This is a genomic window from Salinibacterium sp. SWN248 (assembly GCF_015864575.1).
In the GTDB taxonomy this organism is placed as follows: domain Bacteria; phylum Actinomycetota; class Actinomycetes; order Actinomycetales; family Microbacteriaceae; genus Rhodoglobus.
This window is the reverse complement of the sequence record NZ_JADYWW010000002.1, coordinates 421,922-446,235: the sequence shown is the minus strand read 5'-3', so window position 1 is coordinate 446,235 and position 24,314 is coordinate 421,922. Positions and strand designations below refer to the sequence as shown.

The window sequence follows — 24,314 nt, the reverse complement described above, 5'->3', positions numbered from 1 at the left end:
GGTTACGCTCTCGTTTCTATCGCCGGGCGGGCGACAATCAGCACGTCGTTGCCCAGCGGGCGAAGTTCAGTGATGCTGAGGTCTTTCGCCTCAGCCATGGTCGATACCCCGAGATCGCCGAGCGCGACCTTCGGTCCGCCCAACAGTTTCGGGGCCAAGTAGATGAGTAGTTCATCCGCCAGCCCGGCGGCGATGAACGCGCTCGCGATGGTCGGGCCACCTTCAACGAAGACGCGACGGATGCCCGCCTCGAACAGTTCACTCAGTGCGGCGTCGAGGTCGCTGCCGTCGATCTGACGCAGTTTCTCGGGGTGCTGGCGCAGTTGCGCATCCGCCGGAATCTCGCGCCGACCGAGCACCACCGGCTGCGGTTGCCACTCGAGCAGTTCGCCGGCGTTGCCCCGCGCGGTCAGGCTCGGGTCATCGGCGAGCACTGTGCCCGTGCCCACAACGATGGCATCGGCGCGCGCTCGTTGCTCGTGCACGTGCTGGCGGGCGGCGGTGCCGGTGATCCACTGGCTCGTGCCGTCGGCTGCCGCAGCACGCCCGTCGAGGGTGGATGCCCACTTCACCGTGACGTGGGGACGCTGCAGTCGAGCAGCGGTCAGCCACGAGTGCAAAAACTCTTCAGCGTCGGCCTGAGCGATGCCGGCGATCACTTCGACGCCACCGTTGCGGAGTCGTTCGGCGCCACCGCCGGAGTTTGGGCCGGGATCTGGCACTGCATAAACAACGCGGCTCACGCCAGCATCGAGCAGGGCTTGAGCGCAGGGGCCGGTGCGGCCGTGGTGGTTGCAGGGCTCGAGAGTCACGACGGCGGTGAGGCCCGCGGCAATCCCATCCGCGCCCGTGCCTGTCGCGCTGCCAGTAAGTTCGCTGGTATCAACTTCGCCGGCACCGGGTTTGCTAGCGCCAAGCTTGGCGAGAGCATCCACTTCGGCGTGCGGGGTTCCCGCGCCGTGGTGCCAGCCCTCGGCGATAATCGTGCCAGCAGCATCCACGAGCACGCAACCGACTTGGGGATTGCCGCCCGTGATCGGCCCGTGGCTCGCCAACGACAGCGCATGTCGCATCAGCTTCTCCAGCTGTGCCTGCTGTTCTGGTGTGGTCATCCGGGCTCTCGTCTCATGGGACGCGCTCCGGGAAAATGGGTTCCAAAAACCCACTGAACTATCGAGTTCGCCCAGAATATGGGCACGCTAGATGGTTCAGCTCGTGCTTCCTCTTATCCGGACTGAGAAGTCTTGCGACTTCATTACCGTCGGTCCCGGAGTTTCACCAGGTCAACCGTTTCGAAGTTCTCACTTCGGCGCGGGTCGCGGACTATAACCGCCGGTTCGGATTCTCACCGAGCCCCGGAGCACGTTTTGCTTTGCTTAGTCTACTCAACGCGTTTCGCCGCAAACTATTCCCGCCCCAACCTCTCAGTTTGTTACGGAGCTATGAAGATGCTCTAGTCGAGCAGCGCCGCCAATTCATCAAGCGAGTGGATGACGCTGACGCCGGCCGCCCGAGCTTCGTCGAGTTGTTCGGTGGTTGCGTTGCGCTCGCGATCAAGCCACACCCCGGTGAGTCCGGCATTCGCGGCTCCCAGCGCATCCGTCGCTAGCCGGTCGCCGATGTAGACCGCGTTGGCGGGTTCAATGCCGAAGAGTTCGCAGGTGTGGTGAAAGATGCGCGGGTTGGGTTTGGTGTGCCCGAATTCGCCGCTGGCGACGAGGTGCTCAACCCGGTGGGTGAGGCCGACTGTCTCAACCTTGCGGGTTTGAAAGTCGAGTTCGCCGTTGGTGATGATGCCGAGGCGGGCGGCGGGGGAGCGGGCCTCCAGCGAGTCGAGGCAGGCGAGGGCGTCGTCGTGCAGGTGCCACGCGTCGCGGTACGCCTCGAAGTAAGTGTCGAACCAGAGGCTCGCTTCGGCATCGGAGAGGGTCACGCCGTAGGGCTCGACGAAGCCGCGGGCGCGGGCTTGCCGTTGGCCCTCGAAGGTCAGCTCGCCGCCGAGGTAGCGGTGGTAGTGGTGCTCTTCGAGCTCGGTCCAGCGCACACTCTCAGCCGCGTCGTCAGGCCACACGATGCTGCCGTCGCTGGTCGGCCCCGCAGCGAACGCAGCGCCGAGTGAGCGACGGTGGTTACGAATGCCGAGATCCACGGATGCCCGGTGGGCGAACAGGGTGTCGTCAAGGTCAAAGAGGGCGACGGTGATGGTCAATGCACGTCCGTTTCGAAGGAGTGAGGCCACGGCAGGGCGGCGCCTGGCGGTTCGGCTAGCTCACCGTTGTCGGCAGTGCGGTGAGCGTGCCAGCACAGCGGGTGCGTTTCGTCACGAAATTGACCCAGCGAAGGTGCGGTGCCGGTGTACTCGAAGCCGACTTTCTCAGCAACGCGCGCCGAAGCGACGTTGCCCACGATCGCTTCCCAGCGGAGGTCGGTGTGCTCCGCTGAGTGAAGCCAGTTCACGGCCGCAGCCACAGCCTCGGGCATGAAGCCGTTGCCGCGGTGCGGAGCCCCTAGCCAGTAGCCGATCGCGGCGCTCTTCACGTTAAATCCGACGACGCCGAGCAGCAGCGGTTCGCCCCTGCGACGAATCGCCCACGTGAATTCAGAGCCCTCTGCCCACCACTGGCGTGCTAGTTCATTAATGAACCCGTCCGCGTGCGCACGCTCGTACGGCCATGGAATGGGAACCGCATCTTTGAGCGCGCTGTCTTGACAGTACGAAGTCATCACATCGACATCCGCGTCAATGAGCGCGTCGAGAGTAAGCCGTTCGGTCGTCAGGACAACGGGCTGCATAAGTTGCTCGCTAGACCGGCCAGGGCTGGCCGGATTCGACCTCATAGGTGGGGTTCTCATCCGGAGCGGTGATTGTTGCCCACCACGATGGCGGATGCGTTCCGCCGCGGTATTCGCTCGAGGCGGGCTCGATGCCGGTGTAGATGAAGCCGAGGCTCTTCGCAATGGCGGCGGAGGCTTTGTTGCCCACGAGGGCTTCCCAGCGCACTTCGGGGCGGCCGGTGGAGAACACCCAGCGGCAAACCTCAGCGACAGCTTCTTTCATGTAGCCATGGCCGCGGTGGGGCGCACCCATCCAATAGCCGATCGTGTCGTTGTAGAGACGGAAGCTGATGACGCCGAGCAGCTCGGGCTTGCCGGTTTCGCGGATCGCCCAGGTGTACTCGTCGTCGTCTTCCCACCACTGAGCTACGAGGTTGTTGATGAAGAATTCGGCATCCGACTTTGCGTACGGCCACGGGATCGTGAGCGTGTGCTCAAAGATCGGGTCTTGGCAGTAGGCGGTCATGAGTTCGACATCGTCGCCGGTGAGGGCGTCGAGAGTGAGGCGTTCGCTCGTGAGAGTAAAAGTTTGCATTAGCGCACCCGCGGCAGGAAGCCGATTCGGTCGTAGACGCGGTCAAGCGTCTTTTGGGCCATTTCGTTGGCACGTTCAGCGTTTTTGCTGAGCATGCGGTCGAGTTCGGCAGGGTCATTCAGCAGCTCAAGAGTGCGCTCGCGCACGGGGGCGAATTCAGCTGTCACCACCTCGGCAACCTCTTTCTTGAGATCGCCATAACCCTTGCCCGCGAAGTGCTCTTCGAGGTCGGCGACGGATGTTCCACTAAACGTGGAGTGCAGCGTCAACAGGTTCGAGACGCCCGGCTTCGCTTCACGGTCGAAGCGAATCTCGCGCTCGTCATCGGTCATGGCCGACTTGATCTTCTTTGCCGTCTTGTTCGGCTCGTCGAGCAACCACAGCACGCCGGCATCCGTCGTCGCTGACTTGCTCATCTTCGACTCGGGGTTCTGCAGGTCGTAAATCTTGGCCGTGGCCTTCTGAATCTGCGGCTCCGGCATCACGAAGGTGTCGCCGAAGCGAGAGTTAAAGCGTGCCGCGAGGTCGCGCGTGAGCTCGATGTGCTGACGCTGATCTTCGCCCACCGGCACAATGGCGGTGTCGTAGAGCAGAATGTCGGCGGCCATCAGGATGGGGTAGGTGAAGAGACCAACCGAGGCGGCATCCGACCCCTGCTTGGCTGACTTGTCTTTGTACTGCGTCATGCGCGAAGCCTCACCGAAGCCGGTGATGGTGTTCAGCACCCACGCGAGCTCAGCGTGCGCCGGAACCTGCGACTGAACGAACAGCACAGAGTTCTCCGGGTCGATGCCGCCCGCAATGTACTGCGCGGCGGTGCGCCGAGTCTGAGCGCGCAGCAGCGCCGGATCTTGCGGAACCGTGATGGCGTGCATGTCAACAACGCAGAAGACCGCGTCGTAGTTCTGCTGCATTTCGCGCCACTGCATGAGCGCGCCAACGTAGTTGCCCACGTGGAGCGAATCGGCAGACGGCTGCATACCTGAGAACAGGCGAGGTGTGGTGCTCATGGGCTAATTCTTTCAGATCGAATAGTCAACAACGACGGGAGCGTGGTCGCTCCAGCGCTCATCCCAGGCGCCGGCCTTGTCGATGCGGTAATCCGCAACGGTGGCTGCAAGCGCGGGGGTGGCGACGTGGTAGTCGATACGCCAACCAGTGTCGGTGTCGAAAGCTTGGCCGCGCTGCGACCACCAGGTGTAGGGGCCGTCGACTTCACCAGCGAACTGACGGCCGACATCCACCCAGCCGAGGCCGGGGCCTGTCGTGCCGTCGACGCATTCGATGGTCTCGCCAGCAGCGCCGAAGATGCGGTCGAAGTAGGCGCGTTCTTCCAGCAAGAACCCGGCCTTCTTGCGGTTGCCGCGCCAGTTCTTGATGTCGAGTTCGCGGTGACCAACGTTGAGGTCGCCCACGATCAGGGCGTGGTCGCTGTGGGCGGCAAGTTCGGGCAGGCGCACGAGCATGGCCTCGAGGAACTTGTACTTCTCGACCTGCTTGGGGGTATCAACGACGCCCGAGTGAACGTAAGTGCTGACGACGGTGACGGTCGTGCCGTTGACATCGAAGTCGGCTTCGAGCCAGCGACCGGCGCTGTCGAAGTCATCGGCGCCGAGCGCTACGCGGTGAGCAAGAGGGGCGGATGCCGCCGACCCCTTGCGTGAGGCCAGCGCGACGCCCGCGCGGCCCTTCGCGGTCGCGGCATCGTGCAGAATGTTCCAGCCATCGCCGAGCAGACCTTCGATGTCGGCATCAGCGGCGCGAACCTCTTGCAACGCGAGAATGTCGATGTCTCGGGCATCCAGCCAGTCGCCCATGCCCTTGCGGTAAGCGGCGCGAACACCATTGACGTTGACGGATGCGATGCGAAGACGTGTTGCCATGCCTCAAGACTACCGAGCGCCACTGACCCTGTGGTGACCGTCAGCTACCTCTTGCTGTTGCGCTTCATCATCCGTTTGAAGGTGCGCTTGAACTTGACTTCGTTGGCTTTGTCGAGTTCGCTCTGCTCTTCGGGAGAGTCGTTGCCGCTATCGACTCCAGTGTCGGCTCCTTTGTCGGCGCGCTTGCGTTTGGTTGTGCGCTCCGTCTTGACAGCCTTTTTCGCTTTCGCCTCTTCGGTGGCTTTCGTCGCAGCCACCGCACGAGGCGCATCTTCGTCACGCTTGTCACCGCTGATATCGAGGTCCGCATCGTCGGCAGAGACCGCAATCCACGCCGAACCGATGAGAATGATCTGGCAGATCAGGTTGAACCAAATCAGCAGACCAATGATCACCGCGAAGGAGGCGAGCAGCGGGTTGCGAGTTGCGCCCTCAAGCAAAAACGCGCCACCAAATTTCAGGGCCCCGAGCGCGACGGCGGCAATAATCGTTCCTTGCGCGAGGATCCGGAAGGGAATCTTGATGCCCGAGACCACACGGTAGAACACTCCCAGGGTGGCCGCATCGAGAATCAGCACGATGACGAGCGCGACACCGCGGGTAGCAATGCGCGCAGCATCCGAATCTTCATCGATTGAGATCAGATCGAGAATCCAGTTCAGGGCGGCGGTGCTCGCGACCGACATCGCGGCAGACACGAGAACGGCGAGTCCGAAGCCGATAGCGAGCCCGAGGTCCTTGAGCTTGAGGATCAAGAAATTCGTTTCGGAACTCTCGAGGCCGAACATGGAGCGCACAGCGTCGCGGCCAGAGGCGATCCACCCCAGCGCTGTGAAGATCAAACCGAAGGCGGCAATCACACCCGTAATGCCCAGGATGCTGGTGTCGGCCAAGGTCTCACGACTGATCGCACCGTTGCCGCTCCCGTCGCCAATGAGCCCAGGGATGTTCGTGGAGATGAAGTTGTAGACCGCATCGAGCAAGACGGGATCGCCCTGCACGATGAAGCCCGCGACAGCGAAACCAACCCAGATTGCGGCGAAGACGGCGAAGATCGCTTGGTAGGAAAGTCCCGATGAGAGGAGTGGTCCTAACTTGTCCGCGTAGTGCATGAATACACGTACCGGTCGCAGTTGGAGCACCCAATCAATGGCTGGTTTCAGTCGTTGCGCAAGCTGCATCCGTTAAGAATAGCTAGGCTGACTGTGCGTAACTCAGAGGAGAGGTCAGATCACATGGAACTTCAGGGTGTTGGAGTCGGACGATCGGTAGCTATCGGGAAAGTCGTGCGTATGCCCGACCCCCTTCCGGAACCGAAAGATGCTCGCCATTCAGGCGATGCTGCAGCAGAGAAAGAAGCGGCAGCCTCAGCACTAACTTTCGTGGCAGCTGACCTGCGCGAACGTGCCGCGAAGGCGGATGCCGAAGCCAACGAGGTGCTTACCGCCACGGCGCTCATGGCTGAAGACCCCTCGATTCTCGATAGCGTCAACGAAATTATTGACGGTGGCAAGACTGCCGAGCGTGCCGTGTTCGAGGCTTTTGCCACGTTCCGCGACATGCTTATTTCCCTCGGCGGCATGATGGCCGAGCGCGCAACCGACCTCAGCGATGTGAGCCAGCGTGTTGTCGCTCGCCTCCGTGGCGTTGCTGCTCCTGGTGTTCCCCAGCGCGATGAGCCGTTTGTGCTGGTGGCCGATGACCTCGCTCCGGCCGACACCGCGCTGCTAGAGCTCGACAAGGTGCTCGCTCTTGTTACCCGTCAGGGTGGCCCCACGAGTCACACCGCTATTCTTGCTCGCTCGAAGGCCATTCCGGCCATCATGGGCGTTGCGGAAGCTCTTGGTCTTGCCGATGACACTCTGTTAATTGTGGATGCCGGTGCTGGCACCATCACGACGGAGCCCACCGCTGAGCAAGTCGCCGCAGCAGAAGCCCGCATCGCCGAGCTCGCTGCCGCAGCAGACGCCCCCATCACCGATGGAGCTCTCGCTGACGGAACCCTCGTTCCGCTCCTCGCCAACCTCGGCACTCCGTCTGAGGCCGCGCAGGCTGTCGAACTCGGCGCTGAAGGTGTTGGCCTCTTCCGCACCGAGCTCATGTTCCTTGACGCCACTTCGGCCCCCACGGTCGAAGAGCAGACCAAGGAATACACCGAGATGCTTCAGCACTTCCCGGGTAAGAAGGTTGTCGTTCGTGCCCTCGACGCCGGTGCTGACAAGCCGCTGAGCTTCATGGACATGGGCGAAGAAGTAAACCCCGCCCTTGGCCAGCGCGGCCTTCGCTCGCTTCGTGTCAACGAGAACATCCTGCGCGATCAGCTCACTGCTCTTGTCAACGCTCAGAACGCCACCGACGCCGACCTCTGGGTCATGGCCCCGATGGTGTCGGATGCCGAAGAGACCGACTACTTCGTCGCCCTGGGCCGCGAACTCGGCCTCAACACCGTGGGTGTCATGGCCGAGGTTCCCTCGCTCGCCGTTCTCGCCGACCAGGTCGCCGAGCGCAGCGACTTTGTTTCGATCGGGTCTAACGACCTCACCCAGTACACGCTGGCTGCGGACCGGATGCTCGGCACCCTCGCTAAGTTCCAAGACCCGTGGCACCCTGCCGTGCTCCGCATGGTGAAGATGCTCGGAGACGCGGGAGCCGCTGCGGGCAAGCCTGTCGGAGTCTGCGGTGAAGCTGCCGCCGATCCGCAACTCGCCATCGTCCTTGTCGGTCTGGGAGTCACGAGCCTCTCGATGACGCCCGCGGCGCTCGCCGACGTGCGCGCCGAGCTTCTGACGGTCACGCTCGAACAGGCCAAGGCTCGCGCCGCGGCCGCCATCAACGCGACCACCGGACCGACCGCTCGTGAAGCTGCGGCGAACGCTGCCTAGCTCGCTCGAATAACTCTTTCGTAGCGCCACGATTCCTTCGGGAATCGTGGCGCTACGTCGTTAACCGGCAGTCGCAGGTCTTGGTGTGCGGTGTGCACAAACTTTTTCGACGATGTCTCGGTGTGGCCGTAACTGCGGTGGGGGTGCACCCTGTGGCTTTCGGTATCTCCACCAGCATGAAAGTGGTCCAGCTAAAACGTCTATCTCGCATGAACTGGAGGGTGCACGTTTGGAGCTGAACTCTTCTCAAAAATCTCGTCTCGAATAATCGGGGTACAAAACTCTCCCACCGTCAGCGCTGCCAGCGCGAGCGATTTGTTAGCCTGACCAGCAAAAGTGGTTCGCGCGGTTGCGGGGGAGCTCCCGGGCGGGACGAACTCTCCGTTGACTGTCGTGCGCCCGAGAGAGTGTTTTCATCCCGTACAGGTGGTCTACCAGTGGCAGTGCTGGTGAACTCGTCAGCGCTACTCTGAAACTGGCTATAACGCTTGATCATTCGGGACAGAATGAGCTGTTCCCCCCTAAGGGGGGCACACATTTCTGAGAACTTTCGATAGTCTGCGTCATAGAGAACGGGTTCATCAGTCTCTTTGGGTAAGAAGGTTTTGTGTCTAAAATCTTCGCCCACAAGGGACAAAGAGAGGCCCGGGAAATGGATCAGGGGGATGAGCGGAATCGTGGCACCGAAGCTAACCACTTCGGACGAGCAGCTGCTGGCACAGGCGCGTACGGGGGTACAAAACGCCTTTGCCGAGCTCTGGAGTCGCCACTACCGCTCGGGAATATGTGTCGCCCGTCAGTACACGTCGATAGACGCGGACGATCTCGTGTCTGAGTCGTTCGCGCGTATTTACCAGCGTGTGCTGGCGGGTGGCGGCCCGCAGGGCGCCTTCCGCCCCTACCTCTACACGACCATCCGCAACCTCGCGTCGACCTGGGGCGCTGCCTCCCGCGAAGTGCAAGTGGATGAGATTGCCGACTTCGAAGACCCCAAGACTCTCGACGACCCGATTGCGGTCGCACTCGACCACTCGCTCACCGCGAAAGCGTTCCGTGAACTTCCGGAACGCTGGCAGTCAGTGCTCTGGTACACCGAAGTTGAAGGCATGGATCCTCATGAGGTGGCACCACTACTCGGGATGAGCCCCAACGGAGTCGCTGCGCTGTCGTATCGCGCGCGTGAGGGCCTTCGCAAAGCCTGGTTGCAGGCCCATATCAACGATGCAACGGCATCCGGTGAATGCCAGTGGGCGATGTCAAAGTTTGGCGAGCATGCTCGCAAAAGCCTCAGCGGCAGAGACACTACGCGTATTGAAGCGCATCTTGCCTCGTGCACTCGTTGCGCGATCGTGTGCGAAGAGGTCGATGAGGTTGGTTCACGCCTAGCACTCGTGATGATCCCGATGCTGCTGGGCGGCGTTGCCGGTGGCGGTTTCCTGAGCGCCTTCGGGCAGGGCGGTGCAGCGTCGCTCACCGCAGCTGCAGCGCCGGCCATGCCAGCAGCCGTCGTTGCCAGTACTCATCTTGCGGGTGCCGGCAGTGCGGTCGCTGTGGGTGGTGCTAGCGCGGGCGCGCTTCCTGTCGCGGTCGCTGGCACGCTTGCTGCGGCGGTGGCTCTGACGGGTTCGCTTGTTGTGCTCGGACCGACGGCGCCAGACTCGACAAGTGCAGAAGGCACTTCGACGAGTGAAACCTCCCCTGGCCAGAACAATGCCGACGTCACGAACTCGGGAGTGAGTGACAATCTCGGTGGCTCCCGCACTGATCCCAGCGACATCACGATTCCTACCGTCCCGTCTATTGACGATGCCACCGACGCCGACGGCATCGCCAGCGGCACTGGTGGTCTCGTCGGTTCTGTTGGTGACGCTGTCGGTGGACTCGTCGACTCGGTCGTCGGCACCGTTACGGGAGGAGCACCCCCCGAAGGCCACACGGCCCCTGGCGGCGTTGTGGGCGCGGATGTCAACCTCAACCTCGTCGGCACTGCCACTCCCGGCGCGCATCTGTCGTTGCAGGCAGCTGGGCTCGTTTACGCGACAACTACCGTGTCAAGCGACGGCACCTTTGCGCTCAACGTCACGGGCATCCCCGGCGGGCTGTCGTCTCTCGACTTGGTTCAGACCGTTGACCGCGGCTATTTGGGTGGCCTCGTCGGCACCGGCGGTCTGCTCGGTGGCCTCCTCGGCACGGTCGATGGCCTCATCAACGATCTCATCAAGCCGCTTCAACTGTCGTCGGGCAACAACCAAGGCATCAACGTTCGCCTCCTGAGCTAAACCCCAATTCGGGGGTGATTGCCGAATCTTCTCGTCATAATGTGAGCGAAGACCAGTCTCTTTCATTAGGCAACCCGAATGCCTACAGTGGGCGTCCGCCGTGGGTGACGGACGCACACAAACAAATCGCCCCTGGCGCTACCTCGGTAGCGCCAGGGGCGATCTTGTTTTAAGCGAAAAACGTGGTTACGGCTTGCCCTTGATGATGGCCTGCTTCACTTCAGCGATTGCCTGAGTGACTTGGATGCCACGGGGGCACGCGTCGGTGCAGTTGAAGGTGGTGCGGCAACGCCACACGCCCTCTTTGTCGTTGAGGATGTCGAGGCGAACGCCAGCACCCTCATCGCGCGAGTCAAAGATGAAGCGGTGCGCGTTCACGATGGCGGCAGGACCGAAGTACTGACCGTCAGTCCAGAACACGGGGCAGCTCGACGTGCACGCAGCACACAGGATGCACTTGGTGGTGTCGTCGAAGCGGGCGCGCTCCACAGGGCTTTGCTTGCGCTCTTTGCCGCCCTTGACGGGACCGGCCATGAGGAACGGGTTGACCTCTTTGAACGAGTCGAAGAACGGCTCCATATCGACGATCAAGTCCTTCTCCAGGGGGAGACCCTTGATGGCCTCCACGTAGATCGGCTTCGAAATGTCGAGGTCCTTGATCAGGGTCTTGCAGGCCAGGCGGTTGCGGCCGTTGATGCGCATCGCATCCGAACCACAAACACCGTGCGCGCAGGAGCGACGGAAGGTCAGCGACCCATCCATCTCCCACTTGATCTTGTGAAGAGCATCGAGAATACGGTCGGTCTCGTACAGCTCAACGTCGAAGTCTTCCCAGCGCGGTTCTTCATCCACCTCGGGATCGAAACGACGAATCATGAGCGTCGCAGTGAAGGTCGGAACGACCTCTGCTGCGGCAGGCTTGTTTTCAGCGACGGCAGTGCTCATTAGTACTTTCTTTCCATCGGCGGGTAGTTGGTGATCACTACCGGCTTCCAGTCGAGACGGATGTGGTCACCCGCCTCTTCTGATTCTGGGTCGCCCGTGAGGTACGCCATGGTGTGTACGAGGAAGTTCTCGTCGTCACGGTTGGGGTAGTCCTCACGCATGTGGCCGCCACGGCTTTCCTTGCGAGACCGAGCTGAGAACACGAGTACTTCAGCGAGGTCGAGCAGGAAACCAAGCTCTACGGCTTCGAGCAGGTCGGTGTTGAACCGCTTGCCCTTGTCGTCGAGGCGGATGTTCTTGTAGCGAGCGCGCAACGTCTGGATGAGCTTGGTTACCTCTTCGAGGCTTTCATCGGTGCGGAAGATTTGCGCGTTGCGGTCCATCGAGACCTGCAGTTCCTTGCGGATGACGGCAATACGCTCGGTGCCATCGCCGGCACGAACCATGTCGAGGATGTTCTTGACGCCCCCGGCAGGGTTCTCGGGCAGCGGCACGAATTCAGCAGTCTTGACGTACTCGACGGCTGCCTTTCCGGCGCGCTTTCCGAAGACGTTGATGTCGAGCAGCGAGTTGGTTCCCAAACGGTTAGAACCGTGAACGGAAACGCACGCACACTCGCCAGCGGCGTAGAGCCCCTTGACGACATCCGTGTTGTTGCGCAGTACTTCGGCCTGAACGTTGGTGGGAATACCACCCATCGCGTAGTGCGCGGTCGGCAGCACGGGAACGGGCTCGGTGTACGGCTCGACGCCCAAGTAGGTGCGAGCGAACTCGGTGATGTCAGGCAGCTTCTCGTCAATGACGGCCGGCTCGAGGTGAGTGATGTCGAGGAACAGGTAGTCCTTGTCGGGACCAGCTCCACGGCCTTCACGAATCTCAGTGGCCATCGAGCGCGCAACGATGTCACGCGGCGCGAGGTCCTTGAGCGTCGGCGTGTAGCGCTCCATGAAGCGCTCGCCCTCGGAGTTGCGCAGAATCGCGCCCTCTCCACGGGCAGCTTCGGAAAGCAGGATGCCGAGGCCAGCCAACCCGGTGGGGTGGAACTGGAAGAACTCCATGTCCTCCAACGGAAGGCCCTTGCGCCAGATGATTCCGACGCCATCACCGGTGAGGGTGTGAGCGTTGGATGTCGTCTTGAAGATCTTGCCGAATCCACCGGTAGCGAAGATGATCGCCTTCGACTGGAACACGTGGAGCTCGCCGGTAGCGAGCTCGTAGGCAACAACGCCCGACGGTTCGTCAACGCCATCGACCTCGGTCATGACCAGGTCGAGAACATAGAACTCGTTGAAGAAGTTGATGCCGAGCTTGACGCAGTTTTGGTACAACGTCTGAAGGATCATGTGACCGGTGCGGTCAGCGGCGTAGCAGGCGCGGCGAACCGGAGCCTTGCCGTGCTCGCGAGTGTGGCCACCAAAGCGACGCTGGTCGATCTTGCCGTCTTCGGTGCGGTTGAACGGAAGACCCATGTTCTCAAGGTCTACAACGGCGTCGATGGCCTCTTTAGCGAGAATCTCTGCCGCATCTTGGTCGACGAGGTAGTCGCCACCCTTGACGGTGTCGTAGGTGTGCCATTCCCAGTTGTCTTCTTCGACGTTGGCGAGGGCCGCAGCCATGCCACCCTGCGCTGCACCAGTGTGCGAACGCGTGGGGTAGAGCTTGGAGATGACAGCGGTCTTGGCGTGCGGGCCGGCTTCGATAGCCGCTCGCATGCCAGCGCCACCGGCGCCCACAATAACGATGTCGAACTGGTGGTAATGGATTCCGTCAATAACGGTTCCGTCGGCGATGTCGCCGGTGTTAATCGTTGCCAATTAAGATGCCTCACAGAAGCTGGGGAGCAGAGCTGGGTCAGCTCCGGCTGGGCAGGGGTCAAAGGTAGTGATCACGAGCGTTCCCAGAATGATCAGGATGACCGTGGATGCGGCAATTCCGATCAAGAGAACCTTGCGCACCTTGGGGTTGGTTGCATAGTCGTTCACGAGCGTGCGCATTCCGTTGCCGCCGTGGATGAGCGCGAGCCACAGCATGAGGCCGTCCCACACAATCCAGAACGGGTCAGCGAGCTTTCCGCCGACGAACGCGAAGTCGATGGCTTTGACACCCTCGCCGGCAACAAGGTTGACGAAGAGGTGGCCGAAGATCAGAACGATCAGCACGACGCCAGAAGCGCGCATGTAGATCCATCCCCATTTTTCCCAGTTGATTCCACCGGTGCGGTGGCCACGGGTAGGGGTGCGGGGGGCTTCGATGAGACTCATGCTCAACCTCCGAAGATGTGCATTAGCTGGCGGGGGATGAACGCGGCAAGCAGAACCACCCAGAGACCAATGACAACCCAGAACATGGTGCGCTGGTGCTTGGCACCGAACGCCCAAAAGTCGATCAGGATGATGCGCAGTCCGTTGAAGGCGTGGAATGCGATCGCCGCGACGAGGGCAATCTCGCCAAGTCCCATGAGGGGCGTCTTGTAGGTGTCGATCACCGCGTTGTAGGCCTCAGGACTCACACGCACGAGGGCGGTGTCGAGAATGTGCACGAGGAGGAAGAAGTAGATAGCAACACCGGTAATACGGTGCAACACCCACGACCACATGCCCTCTTTACCCCGGTACAGGGTGCCAGCAGGTCTCTTGGGTGAGCGAATCTTGGGCGGCGACTGCGGCTCCGCCACTAGGTTACTCGCCGACTTCTCTGGCACGAGGACCCTCCTTGCGGTGTGGGGTCGCGTCCACCGCGACCGATGAGTGTCCGCACAGGCGGACTCTCTCATTCTATTCCCGCGTGAAGGCCCTCGCTTCCCAGTCGACCCTAAATAGCGAGATATCCGGAATGTTTTCGAGAATATTGTGAAAGTTAACGAGCCGTGTTGCCAGCGAAGCGCTGAATCTAGGGCGCAATCGCCGTTGACGCCAAAGATTCTGAGAACTGAGCCCCGGAACTTTCGCGCTGATCCATCGCCGCTCGGTACCATTCGATTTTCAGTGTGATCCCGTCGAGGTGCTTCTGTTGTTCGGCCAGGTCACGAATGACATTTTCGCGGTGCTGCTCGAGCAAGCGCATCCGCTCCGCTGAGGTGTCTTTGCCGCTGCGCACCAGATCGGCATACTCCCGAATGGTGCGGATGGGCATCCCGGTGCGGCGAAGATGGCCGATGAACTCGACGGCCTTGACATCCATTTCGCGGTAACGCCGCTGACCGTTCGCGAGGCGGGGAACCACAAGAAGTCCTGCTTTCTCGTAGTAGCGAAGCGTGTGATCGGTGACGCCGGTCGCCTCGGCAACCTCGCCGATGGTGAGTACTCGTTCGTTCGTTGTTGTCATCGTGCCACCCATGTTTGTTCCTAGAGCGCACTCTAAGTCAAGTCACTGTGGGCACAGTGTGCAGCTACCTACCGAGGAACCGGTGCGGATGCAGCAGCAATCGTCGCTTCGTAGTGCTGAACAAGTTCGCTGCAGACTCCGCTCCACGACTTTCCGAGAACAGTGCGCCGCCCGGCCTCACCCATGCGAGCTCGAAGCGCCGGATCAATAGCGAGCGCCTCTATATACGCACGCAACTGATCTTCGTTGTCGGCCTCAAAGAGGAAGCCGTCAATTCCGTGGTCAATCAAATCAATGGGGCCGCCAGCGCGGGGCGCCACTACGGGCAAACCTGCCGAATGTGCTTCCTGCAAAGTTTGGCCAAAGGTCTCTTCAGTTCCCGTGTGCGCAAAAATGTCGAAGGCGGCATAGGCCGTGGCCAAATCCTCGCCACCCAACTTGCCCAGCCACGTCACGGGGATGCCGGCGAGCTCCTTCTTAACCAGAGGTACCGATGAACCGTCTCCGACGATCGCAACGCGCACCCCGGTGAGGCCCCGAAACGCTCGCAGCCGCTCCACCTGTTTCTCGGGAGCGATGCGTCCCACATATCCAACGACGATTTCGCCATTGGGGGAGAGGCGCTTGCGCAGCTTCGCCGTCGTAGGCGAGAGCTTCTTGGCGGGGTGATACATCGCGAGGTCGACGCCGCGACCCCAGCGTTCAAGCTTCGTGAGGCCGATGGCCCGCAGATCCGTCATTGCGGTGCTCGACGGGGCAAGCGTGAGCTCAGCACCATCGTGGATCCAGCGCACGATGCGCCAGGCCAGCTTGGTTGCCTGACCGAGGTGGTGACGGCGAGCGTAGCCTGCGACATCCGTCTGAAAAATCGCTACTGCGGGGATGCCGAGGCGATTCGCCGACGAAATGGCTTGAGCGCCGAGAAGAAAGGGAGCAGCGGCGTGAACCACATCGGGGCGAAAGTCGGCGATCAACTTGTGGACTTGCGGATTAGGCAGGCCAACAGGAAACTGCCGATAAGCCAGTGCGGGCACCGCGTGCACTGTGAATCCCGCGTAGGTCTTGGGGGCGCCAGCCGATGGACAAATCACAATCGCCTCGTGGCCTTCGGCGCTCAAATAGTCGAGCACCTTCAGCACGCTGTTGGTGACGCCGTTGACAGTGGGGAGGAAGCTTTCGCTCACAATGGCGACTCGCACAATCAGCACCTCAATCGGTTGTCGTGACCCTGACAGTAGAAGGTGCAGACAACCGGCGAGTTAACGGGTGCTGAAGTCTAAGGTGGAGGCATGAGCCAACATCAGGCCCCGTTCGACAACTTCTATAGCGTGATCCCCGCCGGCGGTATCGGGTCACGGCTATGGCCGCTGTCGCGGGCCGACGCCCCCAAGTTCTTGCACGACCTCACCGGATCAGGCCAGACCTTGCTGCGGGACACCTGGGATCGCCTTGCGCCGATCTCTGGCGCCGACCGCATTATGGTCGTGACCGGGCGCGCGCACCGTGCCGCTGTCGAAAAGCAGCTGCCTGAGCTCAGCGACCCCAACGTCGTGCTCGAGAGCGAGCCCAAAGACTCCTCTGCAGCGATCGGGCTTGCGGCCGCGATCCTGCTCAAACGCGACCCCAACGTCATCATCGGATCGTTTGCTGCTGACCATGTGATCCGCGACATCCGCGGATTCAGGCGCAGCGTGCGCGAGTCGATCGCCGTGGCCAATGCCGGTTACATCGCTGCCATTGGAATCACGCCCACCGAGCCCGCGATTGGGTTTGGCTACATCCACTGCGGCGATCCGCTCGAGATCGACGACGCTCCCAGCGCTGTCATGGCGAAGTCGTTCGTTGAGAAGCCCGATTTCGAGACAGCCCAGGCCTACGTGGCCAGCGGCGACTACCTCTGGAACGGCGGCATGTTTATTTCGCGTGCCGACGTGCTTCTCGAACAACTGGGCAAAGCCGAACCCGAACTGTTGGCTGGCCTCACCGAGCTCGCTGAAGTGTGGGACACCCCAGAACGTGGCGCCGTCGTCGACGCCGTCTGGCCGCACCTCGCCAAGATCGCCATTGACTACACGGTGGCCGAACCTGCTGCCGAAGAAGGGCGCCTCGTCGTGATCCCCGGAGACTTCGATTGGGATGACGTTGGCGACTTCGCTTCGATCGCCAAGTTGCACTCGGGCGGGCGCAAATCAGACCTCGCGATCCTCGGCGAAAATGCTCGAGTACTGGCCGATAAGTCCACCGGAGTGGTGATTAGCCAGACTGATCGGCTTATTTCCCTAATTGGGGTAAACGACATTGTCGTGGTCGATACGCCCGATGCTTTGCTGGTTACTACAACTGCAAACGCTCAGAGAGTGAAATCTGTAGTGGATGCTCTAAAAGTCTCCGGACGCAATGATGTGTTGTGACAACCGTATTTCGCGTTTGTAACCATTCGGCTTCGGCGCTCATATTCGCACAATGCATTCCTTGATTCTTCGGTAGCGTAGGTTCACTATGTTTCGACAATTTCTGTCGGACAGCATCTTGGAGGACACCTTGAGAATCAGCACTCACGGCCGCGCACTCAGCGGCATGGCGCTCGTTGCCACCAGCGCACTCGTACTCGCCGGTTGCGCATCAGCACCCGAAGAGACCGACGCCGGATCAGGCGAAATGCTTGACTACCTTCCCTGCATGGTTTCTGACTCGGGCGGATTCGACGACAAGTCGTTCAACCAGCTCGGCTACGAAGGTATCGAAAAGGCAGCCACCGAACTCGGTGTTGAATTCAACGCTGTCGAGTCGACCAGCGATGCAGACTACGCACCCAACATCGAAAGCCTCGTAGCTGAGGGTTGCGACCTGATCGTCACCGTCGGATTCAACCTCTCCGCAGCCACCGTTGAGTTCGCTCTCGCGAACCCCGACATCGACTTCGCAATTGTTGACGACGCGGCAGACAACGACTTCGATGGCACCATCGACGCTCCGAACATCAAGCCGATCCTCTTCGACACCGCTGGTGCTGCATTCCTCGCGGGTTACGCTGCGGCTAGCTACTCCAAGACCGGTGTTATCGGAATGTACGGCGGAATGAACTTCCCCACCGTTTCGATCTTCCTCGACGGAACCGCTCAGGGTGTTGAGTACTACAACTCCGAAAAGGGCACCGACGTCACCGTTCGTGGTTGGGACATCGCAGCACAGGACGGAACCTTCATCGGTACCTTCGCTCCGGGAACCGACTCGCGTGCAGCAGCTCAGAACCTGATCGACCAGGGTGCAGACGTTCTGCTTCCTGCTGGTGGACCCATCTTCCAGAGCGCGGTTGAGGCAATCCGCGACTCCGGCAAGGACATCGCCATGATCGGTGTAGACGCTGACCTGACCGAGACCGAGACCGCAGCTGCGGACTTGTTCCTCACCTCGATCCTCAAGCAGATCGGCGTTGCAGTTGAAGACGTCGTCAACGAGGCATCGACCGGTTCGCTCGACACCACGCCGTACATCGGAACCCTCGAAAACGGTGGAGTTGGCATCTCGCCGTTCCACGACTTCGAGTCGATGGTTGACGGAGGGCTCGAAGCTGAGCTCGTCACCGTCAAGGACGGCATCATTTCCGGCGACATCGCCGTAACGTCGTACCTGAACTAATTAGATAGAACTGAGGGGGCTGGCCTGAGGGTCAGCCCCCTTCGTTTTGGACTAGTCCTCTGAGGCTATTCTTGTGAAACCCGACGACGGCGATGATGCCCGTCACAGTACTGAGGAGAGATTGTGAAGCTTGAGCTGCGAGGTATTACCAAGCGCTTCGGTGACCTAATCGCGAATGACCATATTGATCTCACGGTCGAAGAGGGCGAGATTCACTGCCTCCTCGGCGAGAATGGCGCGGGTAAGTCAACGTTGATGAATGTGCTCTACGGCCTGTATCAGGCCGAGGAGGGCGAAATTCTCATCGATGACGAGGTGCGTCACTTCGCCGGACCAGGAGACGCGATGCGCTCCGGTATCGGCATGGTCCACCAACACTTCATGCTGATCCCCGTGTTTACGGTTGCAGAGAACGTGGCTCTTGGTCACGAAGAGGTCTACGGTCCAGGGCTCCTCAACCTCGAAGCCGCGCGCACACTCGTGCGCGACATATCCGCTCGCTTCGGTTTCGACATCGATCCCGACGCTCTCGTCGAGGATTTGCCGGTTGGCGTGCAGCAGCGTGTGGAGATCGTCAAGGCGCTCTCGCGTGAAGCCAAGATCCTGGTCTTCGATGAGCCGACCGCGGTACTGACGCCTCAAGAGACTGACGAGTTTATGGCCATCATGCGCCAGCTCAAGTCCGAAGGCACCTCCATTGTTTTCATCACGCACAAGCTGCGTGAAGTTCGCGAAGTAGCGGACCGCATCACCGTCATCCGCCTAGGAAAAGTTGTTGGCGAAGCAGACCCGAGTGCGAACAAGGAAGAACTGGCATCGCTCATGGTCGGCCGTGCTGTCGACCTCACGATCGACAAGGCTCCGGCGCAGCTCACCGACAACTCTCTCGTGATCGACAAGCTGTCGATCGCTGATGAACTTGGGCACCGTGCAGTCACAGACCTCAGCGTCACGATTCGGGGTGGCGAGATTCTCGCCATCGCGGGAGTGCAGGGCAACGGTCAAACTGAACTGGCTGAAGCGCTGCTCGGCATGCAAGAGCGAGCATCGGGTTCCATTACGTTGAACGGCACCGAATTGCTCGGCCTCAACGCCCGCCAAATCCTCGATGCTGGCGTTGGTTATGTCCCGGAAGACCGCACTCTCGATGGTCTCGTCGGTGCCTTCTCGGTTGCCGAAAACTTGATGCTCGACCGCAGTGACGGGGAACCGTTCGTCAAGTACGCCACGTTGCAAACGGACGTGCTCACCGAGTTTGCGACCGAGAAGCTTGAGGAATACGACATCCGCGCTCAGAGCATTGGCGAGCTCGTCTCGAAGCTCTCGGGCGGTAACCAGCAGAAGGTTGTGTTGGCTCGAGAACTCAGCCGCGAGCTGTCGTTGTTGGTCGTCTCGCAGCCGACTCGTGGACTCGACGTTGGTTCTATCGAATTTGTTCACGAGCAGATTGTTCGAGTGCGTGATCGCGGAGTTCCCGTGATCGTCGTCTCGACTGAACTCGACGAAGTCGTTTCCCTCGCAGACCGCATCGCGGTCATGTACAAGGGACAAATTGTTGGAATCGTGCCTGCGGATACCCCGCGCGAAAAACTCGGCCTCATGATGGCTGGCGAACGCATTACGGAGGAGGCAGCATGAGCGAGCCAACACCACAGAAACCTGAAGACCAGAAGCCTGAAGACCTGAAAGCCGAAGAAGCGGCCGTGACAGAGACTGCCACGACCTCGGAAACGAACCAGGACACTGTCCGCTGGACGAACGCGTTCCGAGAAATCGCGTCGGGTAACGCGCTGCTTTCGCTGCTCGCCGTCGTCTTGGCGATCCTGATTGGTGGAGTGCTCATCGCATTCACCGATTCCGATGTGCAGGATGCAGCCGGTTACTTCTTTGCTCGTCCCGGTGACCTCTTCGCGGCCATCGGCTCCGCTGTCGGCGGTGCTTACCTCGCACTGTTCCAAGGATCGATCTACGACTTCCGTCGCGATGACTTCCTTTCGGCCATCAAGCCGCTAACGCAGACCTTGGTCTTCGCAACGCCGCTGATAGCCGCCGGGCTCGGTGTCGCGATCGCCTTCCGTGTTGGTCTGTTCAACATTGGTGGCCGCGGCCAGATCATCGTCGGTGCAGCATTCGCCGGCTACGCGAGCTTCGCGTGGGATCTGCCCATCGTCATCCACGTCACCGTTGCTGTGATCATGGGAATCATCGGTGGTGCCCTCTGGGGTGCGATTGCTGGTCTCTTGAAAGCGCGCACCGGTGCTCACGAGGTGATCGTCACGATCATGCTCAACTACGTTGCCTACTACCTGATCAGCTTCTTGCTGCGCACTGATCTGCTCAAGAACCCAGGTTCCAACAACCCGAAGACACCACCGGCAGCAGAAAGCGCCGTCCTGCAGCCCATCTTTGGTGACGGCTTCAAACTGCACTGGGGCTTCGTTCTCGTGGTTGCGGCTACCGTTGTGGCTTGGTGGCTCATTGACCGCTCAAGCCTCGGTTTCAAGTTCCGCGCTGTGGGCCTCAACCCTCACGCGGCTCGCGTCGCCGGTGTCAAGGTTGAGCGCATCTACATCTACGTCATGCTGATTGCGGGTGGCTACGCTGGTCTCGCTGCGAGCACCGAGGTGCTCGGAACGACCACGAGCGGATTCACCTCTGGAGTCGATGCGGGAATCGGCTTCGACGCCATCACCGTTGCTCTCCTCGGGCGTTCAACCCCGTGGGGAACCTTCGCTGCCGGCCTCCTCTTTGGTGCTTTCAAAGCAGGCGGGTTCACCATGCAGGCTTCGCAGGGCATCCCGATTGACATCGTTCTCGTTGTTCAGTCCCTCATCGTTCTGTTTATCGCAGCTCCGCCGCTCGTGAGGGCTGTGTTCCGACTGCCGCAACCCGGCGCTCGCGCAAAGAAGGTGGTCAGCTAATGACTTTCACCAAAACTTCTGAAGGCAAAAGCCACGCAGGATCGAAGATCGATCGTCGTAGCTGGAAGCTCCCGATCGCATTCGCGATTGTCTCGCTGATCTCTGGCGTGCTCTTCGTAGGCTTCGCTGAGGACGCCCCCACCGGGTTCAACCTCTCCACGGGGTCCGACCTGTTCCAACTGCCGGTTATTCACTTGCCTGCGCTCGCGACCGGCGTTGTCGTGACGATCCTGACCGCGCTCATCGCGGTCGGCTCGGCATTCATGATCTCGCAGGATCGCGCGGTGCCTAAGTGGATTCCGATCGTGGGTGCAATTCTCGCTCTCACCGGCTTCCTCACCTGGGCTGCTGCCGATGAGACGCTTCGCGTTCCTGAACTGCTTGCCGGTTCTCTCGTGCTTGCCGTTCCGCTCATATTTGGTGCTCTCGGTGGCGTAATCTCCGAGCGCGTCGGTGTCGTCAACATCGCGATCGAAGCCCAACTGCTGGCCGGTGCGTTTGTTTCCGCCGTCGTCGGAACCCTCACGGGCTCCGCCTTCGCGGGACTCTTCGCGGCGGCTGTCGCCGGAATGCTCGTGTCGTTCTTGCTCTCGGTCTTCGCGATCAAATACCTCGTCAATCAGATCATCGTCGGTGTTGTCATCAACGTTCTGGTTTCTGGTCTCACCGGATTCCTGTACTCGACTTGGCTTACGGACAACCCCGAGCAGTTGAACAACCCGGAAGGGTTCTCGACGCTGGCGATTCCGCTGCTGAGCGGCATCCCGATCATCGGCCCGGTGCTGTTCCAGCAGACGCTGATCGTCTACTTGCTGTACGTCATCGTGGCCGCCGTTGCGTTCGCGCTGTACCGCACTCGCTGGGGACTGCGTCTGCGTGCCGTCGGTGAGCACCCCAAGGCCGCCGACACCGTCGGCATCAACGTGACGCTTACCCGTTTCTGGAACGTCGCCCTTGCCGGCGCGATCGCCGGTCTCGGTGGAGCATTCATCACGCTGAGCCAGACAGGCCAGTTCGGCAAGGACGTCACTGCGGGCGCCGGCTTTATCGCTCTCGCCGCCGTGATCTTTGGTCGCTGGGACCCGATCAAGGCAACGCTCGCGGCGCTGCTCTTCGGCTTCGCCAGCAACCTGCAGAACGCTCTGAGCGTGGTGGGTTCGCCGGTTCCGAGCGAGTTCATGCTCATGCTGCCGTACGTCGTGACAATCATCGCCGTCGCCGGTCTGGTCGGAAAGTCTCGGCCGCCAGCAGCATCCGGAACACCATACATAAAGGGGTAACGCTATGACGATCGAGCCGCAATCTATTGACTGGGATGCGCTGAGGCTCGTCGCCACAGACGCCCTGACCCACGCCTACGTTCCCTATTCGAAGTTCCCGGTCGGCGTCGCCGCAATTGTCGACGACGGCCGGGTGATTTCGGGGGCGAACGTCGAGAACGCGTCCTACGGCCTCACTCTGTGTGGGGAGTGTTCTCTGATCTCTGCCCTGCACATGACAGGCGGCGGAAAGCTCGTTGCCTTCACGTGTGTCGATGGCAAAGGCAACGCCCTCATGCCGTGCGGGCGCTGCCGCCAACTGTTGTTCGAGCACTCCGCCGAAGGCATGTTGCTCGACACCGTTTCTGGCATCAAAACGATTGACGAAGTGATCCCCGACGCGTTCGGGCCACGCACTCTTGAGGAGTACCGCAGTGAATAACAGCGCAGAAGCCAAGCAGGTCGAACGTTTCGACGCCGTGGACCTCATCCACACCAAGCGTGACAAGGGTGTACTCAGCGCCGACCAGATCAACTGGCTCGTGGATGCCTACACTCGCGGTTATGTCGGCGACGAGCAGATGGCTGCCATGACAATGGCCATCTTCATCAACGGCATGGAGCGCGAAGAAATCCGTGACCTCACCCTGGCCATGATCGCCAGCGGCGAGACGCTGAGCTTTGAAGGACTGGGCAAGCCCACGACCGACAAGCACTCGACCGGTGGCGTTGGTGACAAGATCACCTTGCCGCTCGCCCCGCTCGTCGCCTCCTTCGGCGTCGCCGTGCCGCAGCTTTCGGGCCGCGGTCTTGGCCACACGGGTGGCACGCTCGACAAGCTCGAGAGCATCCCCGGCTGGCGTGCTGACCTCAGCAACGAAGAGTTCTACGCCCAGCTGCGCGGCGTTGGCGGAGTGATCTGTGCTGCCGGTTCAGGGCTCGCTCCGGCCGACAAGAAGTTGTATGCCCTTCGCGACATCACCGGAACGGTTGAAGCGATCCCGTTGATCGCATCCTCGATCATGAGCAAGAAGATTGCGGAAGGAACGTCGGCCCTCGTGCTCGATGTTAAGTTCGGCTCTGGCGCCTTCATGAAGGATGCCGACCGTAGTCGCGAGCTCGCCGAAACCATGGTTCGCCTAGGCAAGGATGCGGGAGTCAAGACTGTCGCGCTGCTCACCAACATGAATGTTCCCCTCGGTCTCACCATCGGAAACGCTAATGAGGTACGCGAATCGGTTGAGGTTCTCGCCGGTGGCGGCCCCGCTGATGTGCGTGCGCTGACGGTAGCGCTCGCCCGCGAAATGTTGGCTCAGGTTGGTCACGAAGACGCGGATGTTGAAGCCGCTCTCGATAGCGGCCAAGCGATGGATGCCTGGCGCGGCATGATCTCCGCTCAGGGTGGAGACCCCGACGCTGCCTTGCCGCAGCCGAAGGAAAGCCACGTTGTTGTCGCCGAGCGCGATGGCGTTCTCGTGGAACAAGAAGCTCTCCCATTTGGCGTTGCTGCATGGCGTCTCGGCGCCGGTCGCGCTCGCAAGCAGGACCCGGTGCAGCACGCCGCTGGCATCGATTTGCATGCCAAGCCGGGCGACACCGTGCGCAAGGGCGAGCCGTTGTTCACGATGCACGCCGACGAGCCTGCTCGTTTTGAGCGCGCACTCGAGTCGCTCGAGGGCGCGTACCGCATCGGTGATGCCGGGGACACCATCCACGATGGCGGTCCGCTGATCGCTGGGCGCATCGACTAGCGCACCGCCCCGAATGCTGGCTTCGTAAGCTGAATGGTGGGTCTCATCCGCTGACGTAATG

General features: G+C 61.0%; 22 protein-coding genes and 1 riboswitch. Of the genes, 9 read left to right on the top strand and 13 right to left on the bottom strand.

The annotated features are described in order from the left end of the window. Nucleotides 1-2: 2 nt before the first annotated feature. From ribD to I6E73_RS11935, 7 genes are all read right to left on the bottom strand, one after another. Nucleotides 3-1,112, bottom strand: coding sequence for a bifunctional diaminohydroxyphosphoribosylaminopyrimidine deaminase/5-amino-6-(5-phosphoribosylamino)uracil reductase RibD (gene ribD / locus I6E73_RS11965; RefSeq protein WP_197125862.1), 1,110 nt, complete (start codon nt 1,110-1,112; stop codon nt 3-5). 100 nt (nt 1,113-1,212) lie between these two features. Next, nucleotides 1,213-1,367: riboswitch (FMN riboswitch) on the bottom strand. Between the two features lie 86 nt (nt 1,368-1,453). Continuing rightward, complete coding sequence (locus I6E73_RS11960) at nt 1,454-2,209, bottom strand: HAD family hydrolase (RefSeq protein WP_197125860.1); 756 nt, start codon at nt 2,207-2,209, stop codon at nt 1,454-1,456. Beyond that, a complete protein-coding gene (locus I6E73_RS11955; protein ID WP_197125858.1) occupies nt 2,206-2,793 on the bottom strand; it encodes a GNAT family N-acetyltransferase in 588 nt (195 codons plus the stop codon). Before I6E73_RS11955 ends, I6E73_RS11960 begins: the two co-directional genes overlap by 4 nt. A 10-nt stretch (nt 2,794-2,803) precedes the next feature. Beyond that, nucleotides 2,804-3,370, bottom strand: coding sequence for a GNAT family N-acetyltransferase (locus tag I6E73_RS11950; protein ID WP_197125856.1), 567 nt, complete (start codon nt 3,368-3,370; stop codon nt 2,804-2,806). Further along, a complete protein-coding gene (trpS, locus tag I6E73_RS11945; RefSeq protein ID WP_197125854.1) occupies nt 3,370-4,380 on the bottom strand; it encodes a tryptophan--tRNA ligase in 1,011 nt (336 codons plus the stop codon). Before trpS ends, I6E73_RS11950 begins: the two co-directional genes overlap by 1 nt. Before the next feature lie 12 nt (nt 4,381-4,392). Then, a complete protein-coding gene (locus I6E73_RS11940) occupies nt 4,393-5,253 on the bottom strand; it encodes an exodeoxyribonuclease III (protein WP_197125852.1) in 861 nt (286 codons plus the stop codon). A 44-nt stretch (nt 5,254-5,297) separates the two neighbouring features. Then, nucleotides 5,298-6,365 (bottom strand): YihY/virulence factor BrkB family protein, encoded by a 1,068-nt coding sequence (locus I6E73_RS11935; RefSeq protein ID WP_231600910.1) that lies wholly within the window; start codon nt 6,363-6,365, stop codon nt 5,298-5,300. Between the two features lie 123 nt (nt 6,366-6,488). Between I6E73_RS11935 and ptsP the strand changes: the two genes are divergently transcribed. Both ptsP and I6E73_RS11925 read left to right on the top strand, forming a co-directional pair. Beyond that, nucleotides 6,489-8,135: a phosphoenolpyruvate--protein phosphotransferase gene (gene ptsP / locus I6E73_RS11930; protein ID WP_197125842.1), complete on the top strand. Its 1,647-nt coding sequence runs from the start codon at nt 6,489-6,491 to the stop codon at nt 8,133-8,135. 665 nt (nt 8,136-8,800) lie between these two features. Beyond that, nucleotides 8,801-10,414 (top strand): sigma-70 family RNA polymerase sigma factor, encoded by a 1,614-nt coding sequence (locus tag I6E73_RS11925; protein ID WP_197125840.1) that lies wholly within the window; start codon nt 8,801-8,803, stop codon nt 10,412-10,414. A gap of 186 nt (nt 10,415-10,600) precedes the next feature. Here I6E73_RS11925 and I6E73_RS11920 read toward each other — a convergent pair whose 3' ends face one another. From I6E73_RS11920 to I6E73_RS11895, 6 genes are all read right to left on the bottom strand, one after another. Beyond that, nucleotides 10,601-11,359, bottom strand: coding sequence for a succinate dehydrogenase iron-sulfur subunit (locus I6E73_RS11920; RefSeq protein ID WP_197125833.1), 759 nt, complete (start codon nt 11,357-11,359; stop codon nt 10,601-10,603). Beyond that, entirely contained in the window at nt 11,359-13,173 is a 1,815-nt protein-coding gene (gene sdhA / locus I6E73_RS11915) for a succinate dehydrogenase flavoprotein subunit (protein WP_197107797.1), read from the bottom strand. The genes I6E73_RS11920 and sdhA overlap by 1 nt, the downstream gene beginning before the upstream one ends. Next, on the bottom strand, nt 13,174-13,620 hold the full coding sequence (locus I6E73_RS11910; protein ID WP_197107795.1) for a succinate dehydrogenase hydrophobic membrane anchor subunit: 447 nt from the start codon (nt 13,618-13,620) through the stop codon (nt 13,174-13,176). A 2-nt stretch (nt 13,621-13,622) separates the two neighbouring features. Continuing rightward, nucleotides 13,623-14,033, bottom strand: coding sequence for a succinate dehydrogenase, cytochrome b556 subunit (gene sdhC, locus I6E73_RS11905; protein WP_374058855.1), 411 nt, complete (start codon nt 14,031-14,033; stop codon nt 13,623-13,625). A 215-nt stretch (nt 14,034-14,248) separates the two neighbouring features. Beyond that, on the bottom strand, nt 14,249-14,683 hold the full coding sequence (locus tag I6E73_RS11900; RefSeq protein WP_197125831.1) for a MerR family transcriptional regulator: 435 nt from the start codon (nt 14,681-14,683) through the stop codon (nt 14,249-14,251). A 68-nt stretch (nt 14,684-14,751) separates the two neighbouring features. After that, nucleotides 14,752-15,882: a glycosyltransferase family 1 protein gene (locus tag I6E73_RS11895; RefSeq protein WP_197125829.1), complete on the bottom strand. Its 1,131-nt coding sequence runs from the start codon at nt 15,880-15,882 to the stop codon at nt 14,752-14,754. A 90-nt stretch (nt 15,883-15,972) separates the two neighbouring features. Between I6E73_RS11895 and I6E73_RS11890 the strand changes: the two genes are divergently transcribed. The 7 genes from I6E73_RS11890 to I6E73_RS11860 all read left to right on the top strand — a co-directional run bounded on the left by I6E73_RS11890 (nt 15,973) and on the right by I6E73_RS11860 (nt 24,253). Further along, nucleotides 15,973-17,094 carry a mannose-1-phosphate guanylyltransferase gene (locus I6E73_RS11890; protein ID WP_197125827.1) on the top strand — a complete coding sequence of 374 codons (1,122 nt, stop codon included), beginning with the start codon at nt 15,973-15,975 and terminating at the stop codon, nt 17,092-17,094. Between the two features lie 88 nt (nt 17,095-17,182). Continuing rightward, nucleotides 17,183-18,322, top strand: coding sequence for a BMP family protein (locus tag I6E73_RS11885; RefSeq protein ID WP_197125825.1), 1,140 nt, complete (start codon nt 17,183-17,185; stop codon nt 18,320-18,322). A 123-nt stretch (nt 18,323-18,445) separates the two neighbouring features. Next, complete coding sequence (locus I6E73_RS11880; protein WP_197107783.1) at nt 18,446-19,960, top strand: ABC transporter ATP-binding protein; 1,515 nt, start codon at nt 18,446-18,448, stop codon at nt 19,958-19,960. Next, the gene (locus I6E73_RS11875; RefSeq protein WP_197107781.1) at nt 19,957-21,243 is read left to right on the top strand and encodes an ABC transporter permease; all 1,287 of its coding nucleotides are present in this window, start codon (nt 19,957-19,959) and stop codon (nt 21,241-21,243) included. The genes I6E73_RS11880 and I6E73_RS11875 overlap by 4 nt, the downstream gene beginning before the upstream one ends. Beyond that, nucleotides 21,243-22,523 carry an ABC transporter permease gene (locus tag I6E73_RS11870; protein WP_197107779.1) on the top strand — a complete coding sequence of 427 codons (1,281 nt, stop codon included), beginning with the start codon at nt 21,243-21,245 and terminating at the stop codon, nt 22,521-22,523. Before I6E73_RS11875 ends, I6E73_RS11870 begins: the two co-directional genes overlap by 1 nt. Before the next feature lie 4 nt (nt 22,524-22,527). After that, nucleotides 22,528-22,944: a cytidine deaminase gene (locus I6E73_RS11865; protein WP_197107777.1), complete on the top strand. Its 417-nt coding sequence runs from the start codon at nt 22,528-22,530 to the stop codon at nt 22,942-22,944. Next, on the top strand, nt 22,937-24,253 hold the full coding sequence (locus I6E73_RS11860; RefSeq protein ID WP_197125824.1) for a thymidine phosphorylase: 1,317 nt from the start codon (nt 22,937-22,939) through the stop codon (nt 24,251-24,253). Before I6E73_RS11865 ends, I6E73_RS11860 begins: the two co-directional genes overlap by 8 nt. Nucleotides 24,254-24,314: the final 61 nt, after the last annotated feature.